Source organism: Spirillospora sp. NPDC048823 (genome assembly GCF_043198445.1).
GTDB lineage: Bacteria > Actinomycetota > Actinomycetes > Streptosporangiales > Streptosporangiaceae > Spirillospora.
In genome coordinates this window covers 26088-48021 of the sequence record NZ_JBICUT010000024.1, presented here as the reverse complement: position 1 = coordinate 48021, position 21934 = coordinate 26088, and the positions used below count along the sequence as shown (strand labels likewise).

20 protein-coding genes are annotated in these 21934 nt (G+C 71.9%); 11 read left to right on the top strand and 9 right to left on the bottom strand.

The genetic code is table 11. The features are described 5' to 3' along the window. The first annotated feature begins 375 nt into the window (after positions 1-375). Positions 376-2550 carry a RelA/SpoT family protein gene (locus ACGFK0_RS35665; protein WP_392912935.1) on the top strand — a complete coding sequence of 725 codons (2175 nt, stop codon included), beginning with the start codon at positions 376-378 and terminating at the stop codon, positions 2548-2550. A 21-nt stretch (positions 2551-2571) separates the two neighbouring features. Here the strand turns inward: ACGFK0_RS35665 and aspS are convergent, their stop codons facing one another. Genes aspS through ACGFK0_RS35650 form a run of 3 tightly spaced genes read right to left on the bottom strand, consistent with a single transcriptional unit; the run spans position 2572 to position 6335 of the window. Next, positions 2572-4350, bottom strand: a complete 1779-nt coding sequence (gene aspS / locus ACGFK0_RS35660) for an aspartate--tRNA ligase (protein ID WP_392912934.1) — start codon at positions 4348-4350, stop codon at positions 2572-2574. Beyond that, positions 4347-5627 carry a histidine--tRNA ligase gene (hisS, locus tag ACGFK0_RS35655; RefSeq protein ID WP_392912933.1) on the bottom strand — a complete coding sequence of 427 codons (1281 nt, stop codon included), beginning with the start codon at positions 5625-5627 and terminating at the stop codon, positions 4347-4349. Before hisS ends, aspS begins: the two co-directional genes overlap by 4 nt. Before the next feature lie 12 nt (positions 5628-5639). After that, positions 5640-6335, bottom strand: coding sequence for an MBL fold metallo-hydrolase (locus ACGFK0_RS35650; RefSeq protein WP_392912932.1), 696 nt, complete (start codon positions 6333-6335; stop codon positions 5640-5642). A gap of 211 nt (positions 6336-6546) precedes the next feature. On the opposite strand from ACGFK0_RS35650, the gene ACGFK0_RS35645 reads away from it, so the two are divergent. Continuing rightward, positions 6547-7329, top strand: a complete 783-nt coding sequence (locus ACGFK0_RS35645; protein WP_392912931.1) for a peptidylprolyl isomerase — start codon at positions 6547-6549, stop codon at positions 7327-7329. Between the two features lie 73 nt (positions 7330-7402). Then, positions 7403-8638, top strand: coding sequence for a DUF349 domain-containing protein (locus ACGFK0_RS35640; protein WP_392912930.1), 1236 nt, complete (start codon positions 7403-7405; stop codon positions 8636-8638). A 51-nt stretch (positions 8639-8689) separates the two neighbouring features. On the opposite strand, the gene ACGFK0_RS35635 is transcribed toward ACGFK0_RS35640, so the two are convergent. From ACGFK0_RS35635 to ACGFK0_RS35620, 4 genes are all read right to left on the bottom strand, one after another. Continuing rightward, positions 8690-9250, bottom strand: a complete 561-nt coding sequence (locus ACGFK0_RS35635) for a TIGR03086 family metal-binding protein (protein WP_392912929.1) — start codon at positions 9248-9250, stop codon at positions 8690-8692. A 66-nt stretch (positions 9251-9316) separates the two neighbouring features. Continuing rightward, positions 9317-9928 carry a DUF305 domain-containing protein gene (locus tag ACGFK0_RS35630; RefSeq protein ID WP_392912928.1) on the bottom strand — a complete coding sequence of 204 codons (612 nt, stop codon included), beginning with the start codon at positions 9926-9928 and terminating at the stop codon, positions 9317-9319. Continuing rightward, the gene (locus ACGFK0_RS35625) at positions 9925-10539 is read right to left on the bottom strand and encodes a DUF3105 domain-containing protein (protein ID WP_392912927.1); all 615 of its coding nucleotides are present in this window, start codon (positions 10537-10539) and stop codon (positions 9925-9927) included. Before ACGFK0_RS35625 ends, ACGFK0_RS35630 begins: the two co-directional genes overlap by 4 nt. Before the next feature lie 99 nt (positions 10540-10638). Then, positions 10639-11076 carry a hypothetical protein gene (locus ACGFK0_RS35620; RefSeq protein ID WP_392912926.1) on the bottom strand — a complete coding sequence of 146 codons (438 nt, stop codon included), beginning with the start codon at positions 11074-11076 and terminating at the stop codon, positions 10639-10641. A gap of 273 nt (positions 11077-11349) precedes the next feature. Between ACGFK0_RS35620 and ACGFK0_RS35615 the strand changes: the two genes are divergently transcribed. The 7 genes from ACGFK0_RS35615 to ACGFK0_RS35585 all read left to right on the top strand — a co-directional run bounded on the left by ACGFK0_RS35615 (position 11350) and on the right by ACGFK0_RS35585 (position 18743). Further along, positions 11350-12612, top strand: coding sequence for a replication-associated recombination protein A (locus ACGFK0_RS35615; protein ID WP_392912982.1), 1263 nt, complete (start codon positions 11350-11352; stop codon positions 12610-12612). Positions 12613-12736: 124 nt separating this feature from the next. Further along, the gene (locus ACGFK0_RS35610) at positions 12737-13135 is read left to right on the top strand and encodes a DUF948 domain-containing protein (protein ID WP_392912925.1); all 399 of its coding nucleotides are present in this window, start codon (positions 12737-12739) and stop codon (positions 13133-13135) included. Beyond that, positions 13132-13512, top strand: coding sequence for a hypothetical protein (locus ACGFK0_RS35605; RefSeq protein WP_392912924.1), 381 nt, complete (start codon positions 13132-13134; stop codon positions 13510-13512). The genes ACGFK0_RS35610 and ACGFK0_RS35605 overlap by 4 nt, the downstream gene beginning before the upstream one ends. Before the next feature lies 1 nt (position 13513). Beyond that, complete coding sequence (gene alaS / locus ACGFK0_RS35600; RefSeq protein ID WP_392912923.1) at positions 13514-16183, top strand: alanine--tRNA ligase; 2670 nt, start codon at positions 13514-13516, stop codon at positions 16181-16183. Positions 16184-16220: 37 nt separating this feature from the next. Then, complete coding sequence (gene ruvX, locus ACGFK0_RS35595; protein WP_392912922.1) at positions 16221-16679, top strand: Holliday junction resolvase RuvX; 459 nt, start codon at positions 16221-16223, stop codon at positions 16677-16679. Next, complete coding sequence (gene mltG / locus ACGFK0_RS35590) at positions 16676-17836, top strand: endolytic transglycosylase MltG (RefSeq protein ID WP_392912921.1); 1161 nt, start codon at positions 16676-16678, stop codon at positions 17834-17836. Before ruvX ends, mltG begins: the two co-directional genes overlap by 4 nt. A gap of 58 nt (positions 17837-17894) precedes the next feature. Further along, a complete protein-coding gene (locus ACGFK0_RS35585) occupies positions 17895-18743 on the top strand; it encodes a shikimate dehydrogenase (RefSeq protein WP_392912920.1) in 849 nt (282 codons plus the stop codon). A 13-nt stretch (positions 18744-18756) separates the two neighbouring features. Here ACGFK0_RS35585 and ACGFK0_RS35580 read toward each other — a convergent pair whose 3' ends face one another. Continuing rightward, positions 18757-20148: a prenyltransferase/squalene oxidase repeat-containing protein gene (locus tag ACGFK0_RS35580; RefSeq protein ID WP_392912918.1), complete on the bottom strand. Its 1392-nt coding sequence runs from the start codon at positions 20146-20148 to the stop codon at positions 18757-18759. 143 nt (positions 20149-20291) lie between these two features. Here ACGFK0_RS35580 and ACGFK0_RS35575 point away from each other — a divergent pair, with 143 nt between their 5' ends. Next, complete coding sequence (locus ACGFK0_RS35575) at positions 20292-21008, top strand: HIT family protein (RefSeq protein WP_392912917.1); 717 nt, start codon at positions 20292-20294, stop codon at positions 21006-21008. Here ACGFK0_RS35575 and ACGFK0_RS35570 read toward each other — a convergent pair. Beyond that, positions 20984-21922 (bottom strand): PfkB family carbohydrate kinase, encoded by a 939-nt coding sequence (locus tag ACGFK0_RS35570; RefSeq protein ID WP_392912916.1) that lies wholly within the window; start codon positions 21920-21922, stop codon positions 20984-20986. The genes ACGFK0_RS35575 and ACGFK0_RS35570 overlap by 25 nt on opposite strands. Between the last annotated feature and the right edge of the window lie 12 nt (positions 21923-21934).

Sequence of the window (21934 nt, the reverse complement as noted above, 5' to 3'; positions counted from 1 at the left end):
CGGCCCGCCGCCGAACCCCCGGAGCCGCCCCCCGAACGGTCCGCGCCGTCCGCGGAGAAACCGGGGACGCCCCTGGGCCCACCGGCGAAGGACTCTGCCGGACCGGCCCACACCGCCCAGGCTCCCGAAGGGCAGGCCCCCAAAGGGCAGGCCCCCAAAGAGCAGGTACTCGAAGAGCAAGGCCTCCACGATCAGGAACCTCAGGGGCATGGCCGTCAAGAGCAGGCCCCGCCCCCCGAGGACCCCGGCCCGGCCGGGGACGCCGACACCCCCGAGCCCGCCGTTCCGTCCAGGCCCACGCCGGCCACGATTCCACCGTCTGCCGCCCGGGTGCGCCGAAGGCTCGCCAGGTTGGGCGCCCAGCGCGGCCCCGCTATGAACCCGGTACTAGAACCACTGATCAAGACGGTCCGCAACACTCATCCGAAGGCGGACCTCCGGCTCATCGAGCGCGCCTACGACGTCGCCGCTCACCACCACCGCCACCAGAAGCGCAAGAGCGGCGACCCGTACATCACGCATCCCCTCGCCGTCGCCACGATCCTCGCCGAGCTCGGCATGAACACCGAGACGCTCTGCGCGGCGCTGCTGCACGACACCGTCGAGAACACCCCCTACACCCTTGAGCGGCTCGGCGCCGACTTCGGCGACGAGATCGCCGCCCTGGTCGACGGCGTCACCAAGCTCGACAAGGTCAAATACGGGGAGGGCGCCGAGGCCGAGACCGTCCGCAAGATGGTCGTGGCGATGTCCCGCGACATCCGCGTCCTGGTGATCAAGCTGGGCGACCGGCTGCACAACATGCGCACGCTGCGCTACATGCCGCGGCCCAGGCAGGAGAGGAAGGCCCGCGAGACCCTGGAGGTGTTCGCGCCGCTCGCGCACCGCCTCGGGATGAACACGCTGAAGTGGGAGCTGGAGGACCTCTCGTTCGCCACGCTGTACCCCAAGCGGTTCGACGAGATCGCCCGGCTGGTGTCCGAGCGCGCCCCGCGCCGTGACGTCTACCTGCAGGAAGTGATCGAGTACGTCTCCACCGACCTGCGTGAGGCCCGGATCAAGGCCTCCGTGACCGGACGGCCGAAGCACTACTACTCGGTCTACCAGAAGATGATCGCGCGGGACGTCAGCTTCGACGACATCTACGACCTGGTCGGCATCCGGGTCCTCGTCGACAGCGTCCGCGACTGCTACGCCGCCCTCGGTTCGATCCACGCGCGATGGAGCCCGGTCCCCGGCCGGTTCAAGGACTACATCGCGATGCCGAAGTTCAACATGTACCAGTCGCTGCACACCACGGTGATCGGCCCCGAGGGCAAGCCCGTCGAGCTGCAGATCCGCACCTGGGGCATGCACCGCCGCGCCGAGTACGGCGTCGCCGCGCACTGGAAGTACAAGGAGGAGACGGTCGGCGGCCGCAAGGCCGGTGACATGCAGTGGCTCCGCCAGCTTCTCGACTGGCAGAAGGAGACCGCCGACCCGGCGGAGTTCCTGGAGTCGCTGCGCTTCGACCTGTCGGTCTCCGAGGTGTTCGTGTTCACCCCGAAGGGCGACGTGATCGCGCTGCCGCAGGGCGCGACCCCCGTCGACTTCGCGTACGCCATCCACACCGAGGTCGGGCATCGATGTATCGGCGCCCGTGTCAACGGGCGTCTGGTCCCCCTCGAATCGACCCTCGACAACGGCGACACCCTCGAGGTCTTCACCTCCAAGTCGCAGGACGCCGGCCCGAGCCGCGACTGGCTCGGCTTCGTCAAGAGCGCCCGCGCCCGCAACAAGATCAAGCACTGGTTCTCCAAGGAGCGCCGCGACACCGCGATCGAGTCCGGCAAGGACGCCATCGCCCGCGCGATGCGCAAGCAGAACATGCCGCTACAGCGGATGATGTCCGGGGAGGCGCTGCTCGCCCTCGCCCGCGACATGCGCTACCCGGACGTGTCGTCGCTGTACGCGGCGGTCGGCGAGAGCCAGGTCTCCGCGCAGCACGTCGTCCAGCGGCTCGTGGACGCCCTGGGCGGCGTGGAGAGCGCCGAGGAGGACCTTGCCGAGATCGCGCTGCCGACCCGCCGCAAGCGGAGCCGCCCGGCGGGCGACCCGGGCGTCGTCGTCGCGGACGACCCCGACGTGTGGGTGCGGCTGTCGCGCTGCTGCACCCCGGTGCCGGGCGACGACATCGTCGGGTTCGTGACGCGCGGCCACGGCGTGTCCGTCCACCGGGCCGACTGCGCCAACGTCGAGAGCCTGAAGTCGCAGCCCGACCGGCTGATCGACGTGAAGTGGTCCCCGGGCGAGGACTCGGTCTTCCTGGTCGCCATCCAGGTGGAGGCGCTCGACCGTCCCCGGCTGCTGTCGGACGTGACCCGCGTGCTGTCCGACCAGCACGTCAACATTCTGTCGGCGTCGGTCACCACGACCCGCGACCGCGTCGCCGTCAGCCGCTTCACGTTCGAGATGGGCGACCCGAAGCACCTCGGCCACGTCCTGAAGGCCGTCCGCTCCATCGACGGCGTGTACGACGTCTACCGGGTGACCAGCGGCGCCACCCGGTAGGGGCGGCGCCGCTTTCGCCGGTCAGCTTTCGCCGGGCCCGTCCCCGTCCTCGGCCTGGTCCTCGGGGTCGACGTCGATTCCGGCCTCCGCGCGCTGCTGCGGCGTGATCGGCGTCGGCGCCGCGGTCAGCGGGTCGTACCCGGACGCGGCCTTCGGGAAGGCGATCACGTCGCGGATCGAGTCCTGCCGGGCCAGCAGCATCACCATCCGGTCCCAGCCGAACGCGATGCCGCCGTGCGGCGGCGGGCCGAACTTGAACGCCTCCAGCAGGAACCCGAACTTCGACTCGGCCTCCTCCTTCGACAGGCCCAGCACGTCGAAGACCCGCTGCTGCATCTCCGCGCGGTGGACGCGGATGGACCCGCCGCCGATCTCCGTGCCGTTCAGGACGAGGTCGTAGGCGTTCGCGAGCGCACCGCCGGGGTCGTCCTGGAAGGTGCCCGCGAACTCCGGCTTCGGCGCGGTGAACGGGTGGTGGACGGCCGTCCAGCCGATCTGCTCGCCCTTGTCGTCTTCGACGGGCTCGAAGACCGGTGCGTCGACGACCCACACGAACTTCCACGCCGACGCGTCGATCAGTTCTCGGCGGCGGCCGATCTCCAGGCGGGCGGCGCCGAGCAGCTCCTGCGTGGCATGCCGCTTCCCGGCGCCGAAGAAGATCGCGTCGCCGGCGCCGGCGCCGGCCGCGGCGGCCAGCCCCTCCTTCTCGGTGTTGGACAGGTTCTTGGCGACCGGGCCGCCGAGCGTCCCGTCGTCCTGGACGAGCACGTACGCGAGGCCGCGGGCGCCGCGCGCCTTCGCCCAGTCCTGCCAGCCGTCCAGTTCCCTGCGGGTCTGGGACGCGCCGCCCGGCATGACGACCGCGCCGACGTAGGGGGCCTGGAAGACGCGGAACGGCGTGCCGGCGAAGTACTCGGTCATGTCGGTCAGCTCAAGACCGAACCGCAGGTCGGGCTTGTCGGATCCGTACCGGGCCATCGCGTCGGCGTAGGTGATGTGGGGGATCGGCCGCGGGATCTCGTATCCGGCGATGTCCTTCCACAGCCGGGCGACGAGGTCCTCGCCGACCCGCAGGACGTCCTCCTGGTCGGCGAACGACATCTCGATGTCGATCTGGGTGAACTCCGGCTGCCGGTCGGCGCGGAAGTCCTCGTCGCGGTAGCAGCGGGCGATCTGGTAGTAGCGCTCCAGCCCGCCGACCATGAGCAGCTGCTTGAACAGCTGCGGCGACTGCGGCAGCGCGTACCAGTGGCCCGGCTGGAGCCGGACGGGGACCAGGAAGTCGCGGGCGCCCTCGGGCGTCGACCGGGTCAGCGTCGGCGTCTCGACGTTGACGAAGCCGTGCTCGCGCATCACCTCGTGCGTCAGGAACGACGCCTCGGAGCGGATCCTCATGGCCCGCGCGACGGCGTCGCGGCGCAGGTCGAGGTACCGGTACCGGAGCCGGATCTCCTCGTTGACGTTGACGTCGCCCTCGATGGGGAACGGCAGCGGTGCCGCGTCCGACAGCACCTCGATGTCGGTGGCGGCGACCTCGATGTCCCCGGTGGGCAGCTCCGGGTTCTCGTTGCCCTCCGGCCGGACGCGGACCTCCCCGACGATCTTGACGCAGAACTCCGAGCGCAGGTCGTGCGCGGTGTCCTCTTCTCTGAACACGACCTGCGCCGTGCCGGACGCGTCGCGCAGGTCGATGAACGTGACGCCGCCGTGGTCGCGGCGGCGGCCGACCCAGCCGGCCAGCGTGACCTGCTGACCGGCGTGCTCCTTCCGGAGCGTCCCCGCCTCGTGCGTGCGGATCATTTCGAAAGCCTTTCCTTCAACGTCGTGACGATGCCGGTGAGCGGGACGGCTGTCTGCTCGCCCTCGGCCAGATCCTTGACCTGGGCGACGCCGTCCGCGATATCTCGCTCCCCGAGGATCACGGCGTAGCGGGCACCCGAGCGGTCCGCGTCCTTCATCGCGCCCTTCAGCCGCTTGCCGCCGAACGCCATGTCGGCGGCGATCCCGGCCCGGCGCAGGTCGTCGACCAGCGCGAACATCCGGCGCTCGGCGGCGTCGCCGAGCGCGACGCCGAACGCCTCGCAGCGCGGCCCGGTGGTGAACGCGGCGGCGCCGTCCTCCTGCGACTCGGCCTCCAGCGCGAGGACGGTGCGGTCCAGCCCGAGCCCGAACCCGATGCCGGGCAGCGGCGGGCCGCCGATGTCCTCCGACAGCCCGTCGTAGCGGCCGCCGCCGCCGATGCCGGACTGGGCGCCGAGCAGCGGGTGGTCGAACTCGTAGGTCGTCCGGGTGTAGTAGTCCAGGCCGCGGACGAGGGCCGGGGTGTCCTCCCACGGGATGCCGAGGTCGCCCAGCAGCTCGCGGACCCGGTCGTGGTGGGCCTTGCAGGCCGGGCACAGGTGGTCGGCCATCAGCGGGGCGTCGGCGATCTGGGCCTTCACCTGCGGGCGCTTGTCGTCCAGGACCCGCAGCGGGTTGATCTCGACGCGGGCGCGGGTGTCGTCGTCCAGGTCCAGGCCGCGCAGGAAGTCCTGCAGCAGGGCGCGGTAGGCCGGGCGGCACTCCTTGCAGCCGAGCGAGTTCAGCAGCAGCCGCACCCGGGTCAGCCCGAGCGAGCGGTACCAGTTCCACGCGATCGCGATCGTCTCCGCGTCGACCTGCGGGTCCTCGCTGCCGATCGCCTCCAGGTCGAGCTGGTAGAACTGCCGGTAGCGGCCCTGCTGGGGGCGTTCGGCGCGGAACGCGGGCCCGGTCGTCCACACCTTCACCGGCAGCGGGCCCTTGTGGAGGTTGTTCTCCAGTACCGACCGCAGCACCGACGCGGTGAACTCGGGACGCAGCGTCAGCGACCGGCCGCCCCGGTCCTCGAACGTGTACATCTCCTTGGACACCACGTCGGTGGACTCGCCGACGCCCCGCCTGAACAGGTTGGTGTCCTCGAAGACGGCCAGCTCCAGGTAGCCGTAGCCGGCCAGCCTCGCCTGCTCGGCGAACGCCTCCCGGATGGCGTAGAAGAGGTCCGCGCGCGGCGGTACGTATTCACTGACCCCTTTGGGGGCCCGGAAGCTCGAACTCATGATTTTTTTGGCTCAGAATCCCTTGCTGGGGCCGTCCGCCGGCGTCAACTCCGAAAGGAACGGGTTGGTGGCGCGCTCGCGGCCGATTGTGGTCTGCGTCCCGTGGCCGGGCAGGACGGCCGTCTCGTCGGGCATGGCGAGGCACACCCTGGACAGGCTCGCGAGGATCTCCTCGTACGATCCGCCCGGCAGGTCGGTGCGTCCGATGGACCCGGCGAACAGCAGGTCACCGGTGAACATCACGTCCGGGAGCTGCTGCGTCTTCGGCGTCCGGAACGTCACCGACCCCGGTGTATGGCCCGGCGCGTGGTCGACGGTGAAGCTCAGCCCGGCCAGCTCCAGTGCCGCCCCGTCGGCCAGTTCCCGCACGTCGTCCGGCTCCGACAGCTCCAGCCCCCCGAACAGCTGCTGACCGGCGCCCAGCGACAGTCCCTTGGCCGGATCGGTGAGCAGATCGCGATCGTCCGGATGGATGTAGGCGGGCACGTCCCTGGCGCCGCAGACGGGGGCCACCGACCAGACATGATCGATATGGCCGTGCGTCAGAAGCACCGCGACCGGCTTCAGCCGGTGCTCGCGCAGGATCTCCTCGATCCCGGCCTCGGCGTCCTGGCCGGGGTCGATGATGACGCATTCCTCACCCGCGGAGGGCGCCACGACATAGCAGTTCGCGGCGAAGGATCCAGCGGGGAACCCGGCGACGAGCACGGTCGTCCTTCCTTAGAACCAACTCGGGTGGGCTTACCCGAGGGTACCGGCGCGGCCGCGGCCACCGCGAACGAGATGGCGCGGTCGCCGTGTCGTCGCGCAGGGCATGCGGCGCACCGGTAAGCGCACCCTGAAAGCGGAGACGCGTTCACTCTCCTGGACCGCTACTATGCGCTGCACGTTCACCTGATCACACCGGAGGAGCAGCCACGTGGCGGGGAAGGACCGCAAGAAGCAGCTCGCGCGGCAACGCTACGAGCGCCAGCAGCAGCGGCGGGCCCAGGAGGCGGCGAAGACGCGCCGCCTCAAGATCATGGGCTCGGCCGCCGCGGTGGCCGCCATCGTCGTGGGCGGCGCCGCGATCGTCGCGTTCACCGGCAAGGACGACGAGCCCGAGGCGGGCGCGAAGGCGTCCGCGACGCCCCAGGCCAAGCCGGGGGAGTGCGCCTACAAGCCGGCGTCGGTGCCGGGGGCCCCCAAGGACCTCGGGACACCGCCCGTCAAGCCGGTCCGCACGGGCACGGTGAAGGCGACCGTCGAGACCGACCACGGCGACGTCGTGTTCGAGCTGGACGGGCAGAAGGCGCCCTGCACCGTCAACTCCTTCGCGTTCCTGGCCGAGAAGAACTACTACGACAAGACCGAGTGCCACCGGCTGACCAGCGGCGGGCTCAACGTCCTGCAGTGCGGCGACCCCACGGGCAAGGGGACCGGCGGTCCCGGCTACCAGTTCGCCAACGAGAACACGGAGGGCGCCAAGTACACCGCGGGCACGCTCGCCATGGCGCACAGCAGTCAGCCCGACTCCAACGGCAGCCAGTTCTTCATCGTGTACGAGGACTCGGAGCTCCGGCCCGACTACACCGTGTTCGGAAAGATCACCAAGGGGCTGGACGTCGTGCAGAAGATCGCCAAGGGGGGGTCGGACCCCAAGGGTGACGGCGCACCCAAGAAGAAGGTCACGATCCAGGACGTCTCGATCGCCGGGAAATAGGCGAACGGGATACTAAGGTGTGGAGGGTCCGGTGGCTTTGAGCACATTCGGACCCGCGATTCAGGAGGCAAGGGTGTCCAGCGCGACCGATCCCTGGGGCCGGGTGGACGAGGACGGCACCGTGTATGTCACGACGTCCGAGGGCGAGCGGGTCGTCGGATCCTGGCAGGCCGGCGCACCCGAAGAGGCCCTGGCCTACTTCAAGCGCAAGTACGACGCGCTCGTCACCGAGATCGGCCTGCTCGAACAGCGGGTCCGCACCACCGACCTGCAGCCCGCACAGGCCCAGCAGAGCATCGACAGGCTCCGCGAAGCCGTCGCCGAGGCGCACGCCGTCGGCGACCTCGACGCCCTCGGGCGGCGCCTGGACTCGCTCACCGAACGGGTCGGGCAGCGCCGCGAGGAGGTCAAGGCGCAGCGCGAGCAGCACCGCCACGAGGCCCGCGAGATCAAGGAGCGGATCGTCGCCGAGGCCGAGCGGATCGCCGTCGAGGAGACCCACTGGAAGAACGGCGGCGAACGCCTGCGCCAGCTCGTCGAGGAGTGGAAGGCCGCCGACCGCATCGACCGGCCCACCGAGACCGCCCTGTGGAAGCGGCTGTCGTCCGCCCGCAACGCCTTCACCAAGCGCCGCAAGGTCTACTTCGCCACCCTGGACGACCAGCGCGAGGAGTCCCGCAGGGAGAAGGAGCGCCTCGTCGCCGAGGCCGAGGCGATGTCCGGCTCCACCGACTGGGGTGAGACGGCCGCCGCCTACCGCGACCTGATGCGCCGCTGGAAGACGGCCGGCCGCGCCTCCCGGGACGCCGAGGAAGACCTCTGGTCCCGCTTCAAAGGAGCCCAGGACAACTTCTTCCAGGCCCGCAGCGCCGCGTTCGCCGAACGCGACGCCGAGTTCCGCGGCAACGCCGAGGAGAAGGAGAAGATCCTCGGCGAGGCCGAGCGGCTCCTGCCCGTCAGGGACATCCGGCAGGCCAGGCAGGCGCTGCGCGGCATCCAGGAACGCTGGGAGGCCGCCGGCATGGTCCCCCGCGACCAGCGCGACCGCCTCGAAGGCCGGCTCCGCAAGATCGAGGAGACCGTCCGCGCCGCCGAGGAGAACGAGTGGCGCCGCACCAACCCCGAGGCCCGCGCCCGCGCCGAAGCCACCGTCACCCAGCTGCGCACCTCCATCGAGCAGCTGGAGAAACGCCTCGCCAAGGCCCGCGACAACGGCCGCGAAAAAGAGATCAAGGAAACCGAGGAAGCCCTCACCGCCCGCCGCGCCTGGCTCGAAGAAGCCGAACGCACCCTCGCCGAATTCTCTTAGTTTCCCAGGGGGCGTCCCCCTGGAACCCCCGTTGAGCACGGCGGGCCGGGGCTAACAACGGCCTAGGAAGGCGAGCATCCGGGTCTGCTCGTCGGCGCCTTTGGGGGCCGGGAGGGGCGGGGCCAGGTGTCCCGCGGCGCGCAGTGGGGCCGCGACGACCTGGGCGGTCGCGAACGCGTGGTGGACGAGGTCAGGGTCCAGGCGGGACGGCTGGCCCGTCGACCTGGCCAGATCCCAGGCGTGCACCAGCGGCTCCAGGATGTAGCCCTCCAGATAGTCGGCCAGCGGCAGTTCGCCCAGGCCGCCGAACGGGATGGGGCGGCCCAGCGCGTCCGGGGTCAGGGAGGCGGCGCACTCCTTGCGGGCCGTCCGCCAGCTCATGAGGACGTCGCCCGGGACGAACCGGGCGGGGGTGCGGCCGATGTCGGGCTCGGGCTCACCGCCGGCCAGCGCCTGGATCAGGTACTGGCCGCCGGTCACGTGGCCGGCGACGTCCCGTGCGGTCCACCCCTCGCAGGGCGACGGCATGTCCCAGCCGTCCCCGGGGACACCGGCCACCAGGCCCTCGAACAGATCGAGGGCCCGGTGGTAGCCGCTGAGGTTCTGAGCCATGGTGGCCAGTGACGCGCGATCCGACCGCCCTGTCAAGCGCTATCGCGAAGGTCGCCTCCCGACCCGTCAGGCGTTCCGGCTCCGCAGCATCGAGGTCATCTGGGCGACCTCCGCCCGCTGGCCGTCCACCATCGTCCGGGCCAGCCGGCGGACGCGGTCGTGGCCGGTGAGGGTGAGCACCGCCTCCGCCATGTCGACGCCGCCGCGATGGTGGGCGATCATCAGGCGCAGGTACAGGACCTCGGCGGCGCGGCCCGACGCGTCCTCCAGGTCGGCGAGCTGCTCGCGCGTCGCCATTCCCCGCATCGTGGACGCGGCGCCACCGTGGTCCGCGTGCCCCGACATCCAGCGCATGGGACCGCCCGGGTCGGCCTTGGGCAGTCCCCATTCGTCCAGCCAGGCGGTCATCATTCCGATCTGCGCCGACTGGGTGTTGATGATGTCGTACGCCAGGAGGCGGACATCGCGGTCGCCGGTCCGGTCCCGGACGATGAACGACATCCGCACCGCCTGGGCATGGTGGGTGCTCATGTCGCGGGCGAACCCGGCCTCGGGGCCGTCCGTGGCCGGTTCGCCCGAGCGGTACACGGCCAGCGCCACCAGAGCCACGCCGGTCAGGAGGACGAGGACGGCGAGGACGACGGCCGGCCGGCGTCCCCGGGGCGTCTCACCGCTCACGGTGCGTCCTTCGCGCCGGCGCAGGCCGCGCCGGGTTCCGGCGTCTGCGGGCCCTTCACGAAGGCGCGCAGGAACGCGTCCACGCGCGGGTCGGACGCGTCCTGGACCTTGACCTGCCTGCCCCAGGCGGTGAGCACGATCGGGGCGTCCAGGGACGGGTACGGGCTCATGAGCGTGTAGTCGGTGCCGGTTACCTTGGCCTTGAGCGCGTCGAGCTGGCCGGCGGCGAGCCCGGGACGGTAGGTGATCCAGACGGCGCCGTGCTCCAGGGAGTGCACGGCGTTCTCGTTGCGGAGCGGTGAGTCGTAGACGCGGCCGTCGCAGTTCTGCCAGGCGCCGTCATGCTCGCCGCCCATCGGCGGGTCGGTCTCGTAGTCGACCGCGCCGGTGACGTGGTCGCGGCTGAGGTCGTCCTTCGTCACCAGGCCGGCGATGGACGAGGAGTCGGCGGACGACCTGGACTGCATGAACGCGTACCCGACGGCGATGAACGCCACGAGGCCGATCACGCTGAAGAAGGCGATGGTGCCCCAGGGCACCTCCGGCCGGGTGAGTGCGTTCTTGCGGGCGTTGCCGTTACGTGCGGCCTTGTTGCGGGCGCTCTTGGACACGTGCGGGTCCTCTCGGGGCGGTGCGGCATGGCTGTGCGGACATGAGGGCGCGCCGCGTCGTGTCGACATGGCGGCGCCCCTGGCCTTGCGGCCCGCCTTCTACAGCCGGAGCACCTGGAGAGAGCGCCTGAACGTGGGGGTGGACGCGCCTCGGGAGGGCGGGGCGAGCGCCCAGCCGACGCGGGCGGGAAGGCGGAAGACCGGACGTCCGAGACCGGTGGCCAGGGCGAGAAGGACGAGGGTGAACAGCACCGCCAGGCACAGGCCCGCGTTCATCGGCGTCAGCGGGGGCTTCTGCTTCAGGGGGGCGGCCGACGCAGGTTCGGCGGAGCCGTGAACGTCCTGGAGAGGCGAAGAGCCCTGGAGAGACGCGACCCCGGTGATGGAGGACGCGACGCCGGCGGGCACGCTGACGGCGTGCTCGGTGCACACGCGCGGCACGGGCGCATGTCCGAGCCCGTAGCTGAAGATGAGCCCGCCCACGACGAAGAGGATCGCGAGCAGCCCTGCCTGCCCGTGCCGCCGACGCGGGGTCATACCGGACACCGTCACGCTCCTGAATGTTCCTTCCGGGCTGTTCCAACGCCACAGCCGTGTCCCGGGTTCCCGTGCCGCGGGAGGGCCGGGGATGTCCGCCCCGGCGGATAGTGTCGGAGCGTGACCAGCAGGGCGGAATCGGGCGAGCCGGAGGGCCTTTTCGACGCGCCGGTGGAGGCGGGCGCCGGCTCGCCTCGGGGCGGGGTGCTCCCGGACCGGGCGCCCCCGGCCGTGTCCGGCACCGGAGGGGCGGGGCAGCCCCTCGCCGTGCGGATGCGTCCCCGGGCGCTGGCCGAGGTCGTCGGGCAGGGCCATCTGCTCGGACCGGGCACCCCGATCCGGCAGCTCGTCGAACGGGACGTGTCGATGTCACTGGTCCTGTGGGGGCCGCCGGGCACCGGCAAGACCACCCTCGCCACGGTCGTCAGCCAGGTCACGTCCAGGCGGTTCGTGGAGATCTCCGCGGTGAGCGACGGCGTCAAGCGCGTCCGCGCGGAGATCGACCTGGCCAGGCGCGAGCTCGGCATGACGGGACGGCAGACCGTCATGTTCGTCGACGAGGTCCACCGGTTCAACAAGGCACAGCAGGACGCGCTCCTGCCGGCGGTGGAGAACCGCTGGGTCTCCTTCATCGGCGCCACCACCGAGAATCCGTTCTTCTCCGTCATCAGCCCGCTGCTGTCGCGCTCGCTGCTGCTCACCCTGGAGCCGCTCGGCGAGGGCGACCTGCGCGAGGTGATCCACCGGGCGCTCACCGAGGAGCGCGGCCTGAACGGCGCGGCCGGTCTCGACCCCGCCGCCGAGGATCATCTCATCCGGCTGGCCGGCGGCGACGCCCGGCGTGCCCTCACCTACCTGGAGGCCGCCGCCCTGGTGGTCGAGGACGGCGCCGTGATCGACACCGGCGTCCTGGAGAAGGCCGTCGACCGGGCCGCCGTCCGCTACGACCGCGAGGGCGACCAGCACTACGACGTCATCAGCGCGTTCATCAAGAGCATCCGCGGCAGCGACGTCGACGCGGCGCTGCACTACCTCGCCCGCATGATCGAGGCCGGGGAGGACCCGCGGTTCATCGCCCGGCGGCTGATCGTCCACGCCAGCGAGGACGTCGGCATGGCGGACCCGACCGCGCTGCAGACGGCGGTCGCCGCCGCGCAGGCGGTGGAGTTCGTCGGCCTGCCCGAGGCCCGCATCAACCTCGCCCAGGCGGTGATCCACCTGTCCCTCGCCCCCAAGTCCAACGCGGTGATCACGGCGGTGGACGGGGCGCTCGGCGACGTGCGCAAGGGCCTCGTCGGTCCCGTCCCCGGCCATCTGCGCGACGCGCACTACAAGGGCGCGGCGAAGATCGGGCACGGCGAGGGCTACAAGTACGCGCACGACCATCCCGGCGGGGTGGTCAGGCAGCAGTACGCCCCTGACACGGTGCACGGACGGGAGTACTATCGCCCGACCAGGCACGGCGCCGAATCCCGGTTCACCGAGGTCCTCGCGCGGATCCGCTCGGTCCTGCGCGGCTCGGGGGACCGGCACTGACCGGTCCTCCCCGGCCGGTGCTCCCGGCATGCGGGCCGGTTGACCGGTAAGGTCTTTCACGCCATGCCCGGCCCCCGAGCCGAACTCACGCGAACGGAAAGCCCTGATGCTCACTGGTGGACAGTTGGCAGGTCTCATCGTGGCGGTGTTCTGGGCGGTGCTCGTCTCGTTCATCGCGCTCACCCTGCTGAAGCTCTCCCGACTCCTCGGCGAGGCAAGCAAGGTCGTCCACGACATCGGCGACCAGGCGGGCCCGCTGATGGACGACATGACCCGGACGGTGAAGCACGCCAACGAGCAGCTCGGCCGCACCGACGTCATCACCAAGCAGGTCGCCGGAGTCACCCAGAACGTCTCGGCCGTCACCACCGTCATGACCTCGGTGGTGGGCGGCCCGCTGGTGAAGGCCGCCGCGTTCTCCTACGGGGTCCGCAAGGCCCTCGGAAGCCGGGACGGCGACGGGCGGCCCGAGTCCGGCCGGCCGCAGCTGCAGGCCCGATCCCCGGGTAAGGGACGCAGATGAGGCGGCTGTTCTGGGTCTCGGTCGGCGCCGGCGCCGGCGTGTACGTCTCGCACCGCGTCAAGCGCCGCGTCGAGCGGATCGCGCGCGCCTGGTCCCCCGAGGGGGTCGCGGCGCGGGCCGTGTCGACCGGGCAGGGCGCGGGCGAGCGATTGAGGCATTTCGCCTCGGACGTACGTACCGAGATGCGTGCCCGTGAAGTCGAGTTGCGCGAGGCCGTCCGCATGGACCAGGCTCCGCCGGACGCCGAGGTCCCCCGGCCCCGCCGGGTGCTCAAGGCGCGCTACACGATCATCGAGAACGACAGCACCGACAACGACAGCACCGACAACGACAGCACCGACAACGACAGCACCGATCACGACAAGGATGGCCACTGATATGGAGTCGGCAGAGGTCGCACGCCGCTTCCTCAGATTCTTCGAGGAGCGCGGGCACCTGGTGGTGCCCTCGGCCAGCCTGATCGCCGAGGACCCGACCCTGCTGCTGGTCAACGCCGGCATGGTCCCGTTCAAGCCGTACTTCCTCGGCCAGCGCACCCCGCCGTCCCAGCGCATGACCAGCGCGCAGAAGTGCGTGCGGACGCCGGACATCGAAGAGGTCGGCAAGACCACCCGGCACGCCACGTTCTTCCAGATGCTGGGCAACTTCTCCATCGGGGACTACTTCAAGGAGCAGGCGATCCCGTTCGCCTGGGAGCTCCTGACCCGGTCGCGGGACGAGGGCGGCTTCGGGTTCCCGGAGGAGAAGCTGTGGGTCACCGTCTACCACGACGACGATGAGGCCCGCGACCTCTGGCACGACAAGGTCGGCGTCCCCGAGGAGCGCATCCAGCGCCGCGGGCTGGCCGACAACTACTGGCACATGGGCGTGCCCGGCCCCGGCGGGCCCTGCTCGGAGATCTACTACGACCGCGGCCCCGAGTACGGCCGTGAGGGCGGCCCGGTCGTCGACGAGGACCGGTACCTGGAGGTCTGGAACCTCGTCTTCATGCAGTCGCAGCTGAGCGAGGTCCGCTCCAAGGTCGACTTCGACATCCAGGGCGATCTGCCGGCCAAGAACATCGACACCGGCATGGGCCTGGAGCGCATGGCGGCGGTCCTGCAGGGCGTCGACAACATTTACGAGACCGACACCCTGCGGCGGGTCCTGGACCGCGCCGCCGGGCTGACCGGCGCCGAGTACGGCCGCGACCACCGCTCCGACGTGTCGCTGCGCGTCATCGCCGACCACGTCCGCAGCGGGACGATGATGGTCGCGGACGGCATCCGCCCCGGCAACGAGGGCCGCGGCTACGTGCTGCGCCGCATCCTGCGCCGCTCCATCCGCAACCTGCGGCTGCTCGGCGGCCAGGACGCGGGCCTCATGCACGAGCTGACCGCCGTCGCGATCGAGGCGATGGGCGAGCAGTACCCCGAGCTGGTGCGCACCGCCGCGAACATCCACACGGTCATCGACGCCGAGGAGGACTCCTTCCTCCAGACGCTGCGCACCGGCACCGCCATCTTCGACACCGCCGTCGAGGACGCCAGGCGGTCCGGCGGTGCGACGCTCGCCGGCGAGCAGGCGTTCAAGCTGCACGACACCTACGGCTTCCCGATCGACCTCACCCTGGAGATGGCGTCCGAGCAGGGCCTCCAGGTGGACGAGGAGGGCTTCCGGCGGCTCATGCGCGAGCAGCGCGACCGCGCCAAGAAGGACGCCCGCGACAAGCGGACCGGCAACCTGGACGTCTCCGTCCTGGACGAGCTGCTCACCGGCGCCGGCGGGCAGGTCGACTTCATCGGCTACGGTCACCTGCTCGGCGACGCCCGCCTGGTGGGCCTGCTGGTCGGCGGCGCGAGCGCGCCGGCGGCCGGGGAGGGCACCGAGGTCGAGGTCGTCCTCGACCGCACCCCCTTCTACGCCGAGGGCGGCGGGCAGCTCGCCGACCACGGCCTGATCCGGCTCGGCAACGGCGCCGTCATCGAGGTGACCGACGTGCAGGCGCCCCTGCCGGGCCTCATCGTGCACCGCGGGCGGGTCCGCAGCGGCGAGGCGCAGGCCGGCGACTCCGCGCACGCCGAGGTCGATGTGGAGCGGCGCAGGGCGATCTCCCGCTCGCACACCGCGACCCACATGGTCCACGCCGGGTTCCGCCGCGCGCTCGGCGAGTCCGCCGCGCAGGCCGGGTCGGAGAACTCGCCCGGCCGGTTCCGGTTCGACTTCACCGCGTCCGGCGCCGTCCCCGTGAGCGTGCTGCGCGACGTCGAGGACGAGGTCAACGAGGTGCTGGTCGGCGATCTGGACGTCCGCGCCTTCCACACCTCGATCGACGAGGCCCGCGCGATGGGCGCGCTCGCCCTGTTCGGCGAGAAGTACGGCGACGAGGTCCGGGTCGTGGAGGTCGGCGACTACTCCCGCGAGCTGTGCGGCGGCACCCACGTCGCCCGGTCCGGGCAGCTCGGGCTGATCAAGGTGCTGGGCGAGTCGTCGATCGGCGCCGGCGTCCGGCGCGTCGAGGCCCTCGTCGGCATCGACGCGTTCCGTTTTCTGGCCCGCGAGAGCGTCCTGGTGGCGCAGCTCGCCGAGCAGATGAAGGCGCGCAAGGAGGAACTGCCCGAGCGCGTCTCCGGCGTCGTCACCCGGCTCCGCGACGCCGAGAAGGAGCTCGACAAGCTCCGTTCCCAGCAGGTCCTCGCCATCGCGGGGTCGCTCGCCGACGGCGCCAGGGACCTCGGCGGCATCGCGTTCGCCGGCTACCGCGCCCCCGACGGCACAGGCGCCGACGACCTGCGCAAACTCGCCGTCGACATCCGCGGACGGCTCATCGCCCGGCCCGCCGTCGTCATGGTCACCGGCGTGCCGAAGGACCGTCCGGTGGTGGTCGTCGCCGTCACCGAGGGCGCCCGCGAGCGCGGCCTCAAGGCGGGCGGGCTCGTCGGCCTCGCCGCCAAGGCCCTCGGCGGGGGAGGCGGCGGCAAGGACGACCTCGCCCAGGGCGGCGGTGCGGACCCGGCCGCCATCGGCGACGCGCTGGACGCGGTCGAACGAGCCGTAGGGGCCGCGTGAGCCCGGCGTTTCGGGGTAAGCGACCGGAGCCGATGCGATGAGGCAGGGCGTCCGGTTGGGAGTCGACGTGGGGAGCGTGCGGGTCGGGGTCGCGCGGTGCGATCCGGGTGGTGTGCTCGCTTCTCCCCTGGAGACCGTGAAGAGCGGCAAGGGGGACATCGACCGGCTTGTGGAGCTCGTCGCCGAACATGAGGCGATCGAGGTGGTCGTGGGGCTGCCGACGTCGCTGTCGGGCCGCGAGGGTCCGGCGGCGGCGTCCGCGCGCAGGTTCGCGGACCGGCTCGCGGGCCGTCTCCCCCCGGGAACGGTCCGGCTGCACGACGAGAGGCTCACCACGGTCACCGCCGAGAGCGGCCTGCGGGCCGGCGGCGTGCACGGTCGGGCCCGGCGCAAAGTCGTCGATCAGGCAGCCGCGGCGGTCCTGCTCCAGGCGGTCCTTGACGCGGAACGGTTGACTGGCGGCCCCCCGGGAGAGATCGTCCGGGGGAACTCATGAACGATGTCGACCTTTTCTCAGATCCGTACGGCGACGGGCGTCCGCCGCCGTACGAGCGGTCCGGAAGGGACCGGCGGCGCGCCCGCAAGCGGCAGAAGCAGCGCAGGCGCAACGGCCGGGCCGCGGCGCTGTTCGCGATGGCGTTCCTGGTGGCGGTGTTCGGCACCGGCGGGGTGCTGGGGTACGCGTGGCTGGACAACCGGCAGAACCCGCCGGACTACGACGGCGCCGGCTCCGGGAATGTCACGGTCCAGATCAAGGACGGCGCCACCGGGTTGAAGATCGGGGCGACGCTGGAGGAGCACGAGGTCGTCAAGAGCTCCCGCGCGTTCGTCAAGGTGTACACCAAGGAGACCCGCGCCTCCAGCATCCAGCCGGGCTTCTACCAGATGCGGCTGAAAATGTCGTCCGCGGCGGCGATGGCGCTGCTGCTGGACCCGAAGTCGCGGGCCGGAAACCAGATCACGGTTCCGGAGGGGCGGCGCGCCACCGAGGTCTTCGAGCAGCTGTCGAAGAAGACCGGGATATCGGTGAAGGAGTTCCAGGCGGCCGCGAAGAAGCCGGAGGGGCTCGGGCTGCCGCCGTACGCGAAGGGCAAGGTGGAGGGCTACCTGTACCCGGGCCGCTACGACCTCGACCCGAACGGCTCGGCGGCGCAGATCCTCAAGCAGATGGTGACCCGCTTCAACGAGGAGGCGGAGAGCAGCGGCCTGGTCGGCCAGGCGAAGGACGCCGGGCTGAACCCGGGGACCGTCATCACGCTGGCCAGCCTGATCCAGGCGGAGGGCGCCAGGCCCAGCGACCTGCCGAAGGTGTCCCGGGTGATCTACAACCGGATCGACAAGGACATGAGGCTGCAGTTCGACAGCACGGTCGTGTACGCGCTCGGCAAGCGGACGCTCACGGTGACCAACAAGGACCTCGAGTACGACTCCCCTTACAACACCTACAAGTACAAAGGCCTGCCGCCGGGCCCGATCGGAAACCCGGGGGGCGCGGCGATCGAGGCGGCGCTGAAGCCGAAGGAGGGGACGTGGCTGTTCTTCGTCACGACCGACCCCACCCGCAAGATCACCGAGTTCGCCACGACCTATGAGCAGCAGCTGGAACTTGAGAAGAAGTTCCGGGCCTGGCAGCGGGCGAATCCGGGCAACTGACCCCGGGGGGATCGACCCGGACGTGACGGGGAGTTCTGATCGTGCAGAGGGAGTGTCAGTGGAGGAGACGGCCCGGCGTGCCGCGGTTCTGGGGTCGCCGATCGCCCATTCACTGTCGCCGGTGCTGCACCGGGCGGCGTACTCCGAGATGGGGCTGTACGGGTGGTCCTACGAGGCGGTCGAGTGCGGCGAGGGCGACCTGGCGGCGCTGCTGGACGGCCTCGGTCCCGGCTGGGCGGGCCTGTCGCTGACCATGCCGCTCAAGCGCGTCGCGCTCGACCTGGTGGACACGGTGTCGGACCTGGCCGTGAAGGTCGGCGGAGTCAACACGATCGTCCTGCGGGACGGGCGGCGCCACGGCGACAACACCGACGTGCACGGCATCGTCACGGCGTTGACCGAGGCGGGTGTGAAGACGTCCGGGCCGGGCGGCGGGACGTCCGCGCTGGTGCTGGGCGGCGGCGCGACCGCCGCGTCCGCGCTGGCCGCGCTCGCCGGGCTCGGCATGGACGAGGCGGTGCTCGCGGTGCGGAACCCCGGACGCGCCGCCGGTGCCGCCGAAGTGGGTGAGCGGTTCGGGCTCGCGGTCCGGGTCGTGACGCTCGACTCGGCGGCCGCGCACCTGCCGGCCGCCGAACTGGTGGTGTCGACGCTGCCGGGGCGGGCCGCGGACGCGTTCGCCGGGCCGGTCGCCGCCTCGGGCGCCGCCCTGTTCGACGTGGTGTACGCGCCGTGGCCCACGGCACTCGCGGCGGCGGTCGGGCGGGCCGGCGGGACGGTCGTCGGCGGGTTCGGGATGCTGCTGCACCAGGCCGTCCGGCAGGTGACGCTGATGACCGGCCGTGACGACGTGCCGGTGGAGGCGATGCGGGCGGCGGGGGAGGCGGAGCTGGCCCGCCGCGCCTGACCGACCCGCCGGTTCACGATGCGGCCGGGGGCGGTCCCCGCGGTGTGCGACGCCGCTTCACCGACTCGTCGATGCTGGTGAGGATGACGGGCAGGATCACGCTCAGCCAGAAGTCCTTCCAGCCCCACGCGCCGAGGGCGACGCCGAAGGCGCTGCCGGCGCACACCAGGCCGAGCAGCAGCGCCGCCCAGTGCCGCCGCGCGAGCGCCACCGGGTCGATGAGCCGGCGGTGCGGCAGCAGCGCCGTGAGCGGACGCTCCCGCGCGTGGGCGCGTTGCACGACGGTCGCGTCCGGCAGCCAGTGCAGCACGTCGGCGTTCCCGGCGAGGGGGATCCGGGTGAGCGCGATCAGCGTCTCCAGCCGCCACCACAGCGTCCACAGCGACGTGCGCCCGCTGCCCGGGTAGCCGTTCCAGCGGGGGCCGGCCACCTCGCCGCGGACCAGCGTCCGGAACGTGCGGGCGATGGCCGGGCCGTGCGGGCCGCGCGGGTCCCGCAGCAGGGCGGTGAGCGCGATCGGCAGGCCGTAGTGCCAGAGAGCCAGCCGCCACACCGGCTTGGACCCGGCCCCGTGCGGCGAGACGTCGTAGGTCTCGATCCACGTGTGGTCGTCGTCGGGGTCGAGGTTCTCCAGCAGCCAGTCGTAGGCGTCCAGCAGCCGCTCGGTCGCCAGGTCCGGCCGCGCCTCGGCCAGCGTCACCAGCGCGAACGCGGTGTGGGTGACGGTGGGCCGGGACGCCTGCGTCGGTCCCCAGCCGGGGCGGCGCGCCGTCCGGTCCGCGGTCAGCCACTCCACGCCCCGGTCGACCGCCGGGTCGTAGGGGTTGAGCTGGCTGAGGGCGCGCAGCGCCAGGCACGTCAGCCACACCCGCGACCGGCAGCCGTGCAGCGACCCCCAGCCGCCGTCGGGGTTCTGGTTCTGTACCAGCCACCGGTAGGCGCGTTTGAGGTCGGGCGCGTCGTCGCGCAGGTCGCAGCGGGCGCGGGCGAGAAACCGCGCGATCCAGCCGGTCGCCTCCACCACCGGCATGCCGAGGCTCGTCTTGGTGGCCCAGCCGCCGTCCCGCAGGGCGTCGCCGGACGTGGTCTGCCGGGCGGCGAGGAAGGCGAGGCCGTCGTCGAAGTACTCGAACGGGTGGCCCGCCTCCACGAACGCCAGCAGCCCGAGGGCCGTCGCGGTCGTGCCCGGCTCGGGACGCGTCAGCTCGTGGTACCAGCCGCCGCCGGCGCCGAGCGCGGGCGCGTAGGTGTCGCGCAGGACGTCCAGTGACTCGTTCAGCCGGGTCTGCAGCACCGCCATGTCGATGACGGGGACGTCGGCGGGCGGGAACGGGCCCAGGAATCTTGCACCGCGTGGGCGGTCGGCGCGGGGGGCGGGTGCGGGGAGTGGAGGTGTCTGATTCACGATGTCGCCTTCTGCTCCCTTTGTTCCCGTCAGGCCATGCTTTGTACCCCGTGGGTTCCATGTCTGTGTCCGTGGCCGTACAGATCACCGGTACCGGGCACCGGGCATTGTGGAGGGAAGGCGTCCAGGATGCTGGAGGAGGCTTGGCCGAGCCGACGGTGGGGGACGAGCCCGGTCATGAGTGCGTGCTGTGCCCGCCTCTGCGGTTCCGGTTCAACGGCATGGCCGGACTCCCCGGGGAGTCGGGAGTCGTCGCGCGCGACGGCGACTTCCTCCTGATGCCGGACGTGGCGCCGCTCACCGAGGGGCACGTCCTGCTGGTGACGCTCGAACACCACCGGTGCGCCGGGGCGTTCGGCCGGGACATGTGGGAACGCGCCTTGTCGTGGCGTGATCGCGTCGCCCGCCTCTACGGCGCGGTGTACGGAAGCGACGAGCTGCTGCTGTTCGAGCACGGCCCGGCCAGACCCCAGAGCGGGGGTGCGTGCATCGACCACGCGCACTGGCATCTGCTGCCCGGAACGCACGGCGTCCGGACGGTGGTGGAAGCGCAGGGCCATCCCGGAGCGCCCGCCGACCACGCCGCCCTGCGGGCGTACCTCCGCACCGGGCGCTCCTACCTCCTGATAGAGGAGGACGGCATCGCGACCGTCCACCCTGGTGACGGCGTCCCGAGCCAGTTCCTGCGCTGGGCCGTCACCGCCGCCGGGCGCGACGAGACGTGGCGCTGGCAGGAGACGTTCGGGCTGCCGGGCAGCAGACGCCGGTTCCTCCGCACCCTTCAGGCCCTGCGCGCGGCCATGGCGGCCTTGGGGGAAGGAGTCCCGGAGGACGGTCACGGGCCCGACAGCCACCAGTAGAGCTCGGCCGCGGCCAGCCGGTCACCGAACCCCGCCCGCTCCACACCGTCCCCGTAGCCGGTCGCGTACTCCAGGAGCAGCCCTTCCCGCTGGTACGCCAGCACCCGCTCAAGCGACGTGGCGCCGAAACGCAGCAGCCACAGCGGGCGGCCCGGCACTGCGCGGTCCAGAACCGGCAGCAGGTCCCGCACCGCGCGGCCGCCGGCCGGCGCCGGACGGCCGAGCAGCCGCGCCAGCGTGGGGGCCTCGGAGATGACGAGATCCGACAGCGCCAGCATCGGCAGCACGGCCTCCGCCGGGAGCCGCGCGTCGATGTCGTGCGGGACGAGGTCGAACGCGACCCGCGTCCCCGCGGCGCGGGCCGTCCGGGCCGCCGCGCGCAGCGCCGCCCGCGACACCGGCGACAGCAGCGAGTACCCGTCGGTGACCAGCACGTCCGCGGCCTCGATCCCGGCCGCCGCGGCGCGGACCTCCCGCTCGGCGAGGCGGCGGCCCGGCGGATCGTCCCGGACGACCAGGAGCCGGGCGCCCGGCCCGCCGCCGCACGGCCGGTCACGCAGCATCACCGCGACGCCGTTCGCCGTGCCGGGTTCGACGCGCAGGTGGTCGTCCACGCCGATCCGCCGCAGCTCCCCGCGGATCACCGGCGTGAAGTCGTCGTCGCCGACCTTGCCCAGCACACCGACCCGGCGGAAGTAGCGCGCCGCGCACCGGGCCAGGTTGACGGCCGTCCCCGCGACCATGGCCCTCGCCGGGGCGTAGGAGAGACGGTCCGCGTCCAGGTCCGTGAAGCGGACGTCCGGGAGCGATGCGCGGACCTCGATGCCCACGTCCCCGATGACGAGGAGTTCGAAGCGGCGCTCGCCGGCACCCTCCAGCCCCGGCCACTGCGCCGGCGATCGGGACGGCGTCATGTCGCGGCGGCG

Bases quoted from the DNA above. Each gene is read 5' to 3' on its own strand.
- ACGFK0_RS35665 (WP_392912935.1), top strand. From the start codon at position 376: ATGAACCCGGTACTAGAACCACTGATCAAGACGGTCCGCAACACTCAT.
- aspS (WP_392912934.1), bottom strand. From the start codon at position 4,350: ATGATCCGCACGCACGAGGCGGGGACGCTCCGGAAGGAGCACGCCGGT.
- hisS (WP_392912933.1), bottom strand. From the start codon at position 5,627: ATGAGTTCGAGCTTCCGGGCCCCCAAAGGGGTCAGTGAATACGTACCG.
- ACGFK0_RS35635 (WP_392912929.1), bottom strand. From the start codon at position 9,250: ATGGCTCAGAACCTCAGCGGCTACCACCGGGCCCTCGATCTGTTCGAG.
- ACGFK0_RS35620 (WP_392912926.1), bottom strand. From the start codon at position 11,076: ATGACCCCGCGTCGGCGGCACGGGCAGGCAGGGCTGCTCGCGATCCTC.
- ACGFK0_RS35615 (WP_392912982.1), top strand. From the start codon at position 11,350: ATGCGTCCCCGGGCGCTGGCCGAGGTCGTCGGGCAGGGCCATCTGCTC.
- ACGFK0_RS35605 (WP_392912924.1), top strand. From the start codon at position 13,132: ATGAGGCGGCTGTTCTGGGTCTCGGTCGGCGCCGGCGCCGGCGTGTAC.
- alaS (WP_392912923.1), top strand. From the start codon at position 13,514: ATGGAGTCGGCAGAGGTCGCACGCCGCTTCCTCAGATTCTTCGAGGAG.
- ruvX (WP_392912922.1), top strand. From the start codon at position 16,221: ATGAGGCAGGGCGTCCGGTTGGGAGTCGACGTGGGGAGCGTGCGGGTC.
- mltG (WP_392912921.1), top strand. From the start codon at position 16,676: ATGAACGATGTCGACCTTTTCTCAGATCCGTACGGCGACGGGCGTCCG.
- ACGFK0_RS35570 (WP_392912916.1), bottom strand. From the start codon at position 21,922: ATGACGCCGTCCCGATCGCCGGCGCAGTGGCCGGGGCTGGAGGGTGCC.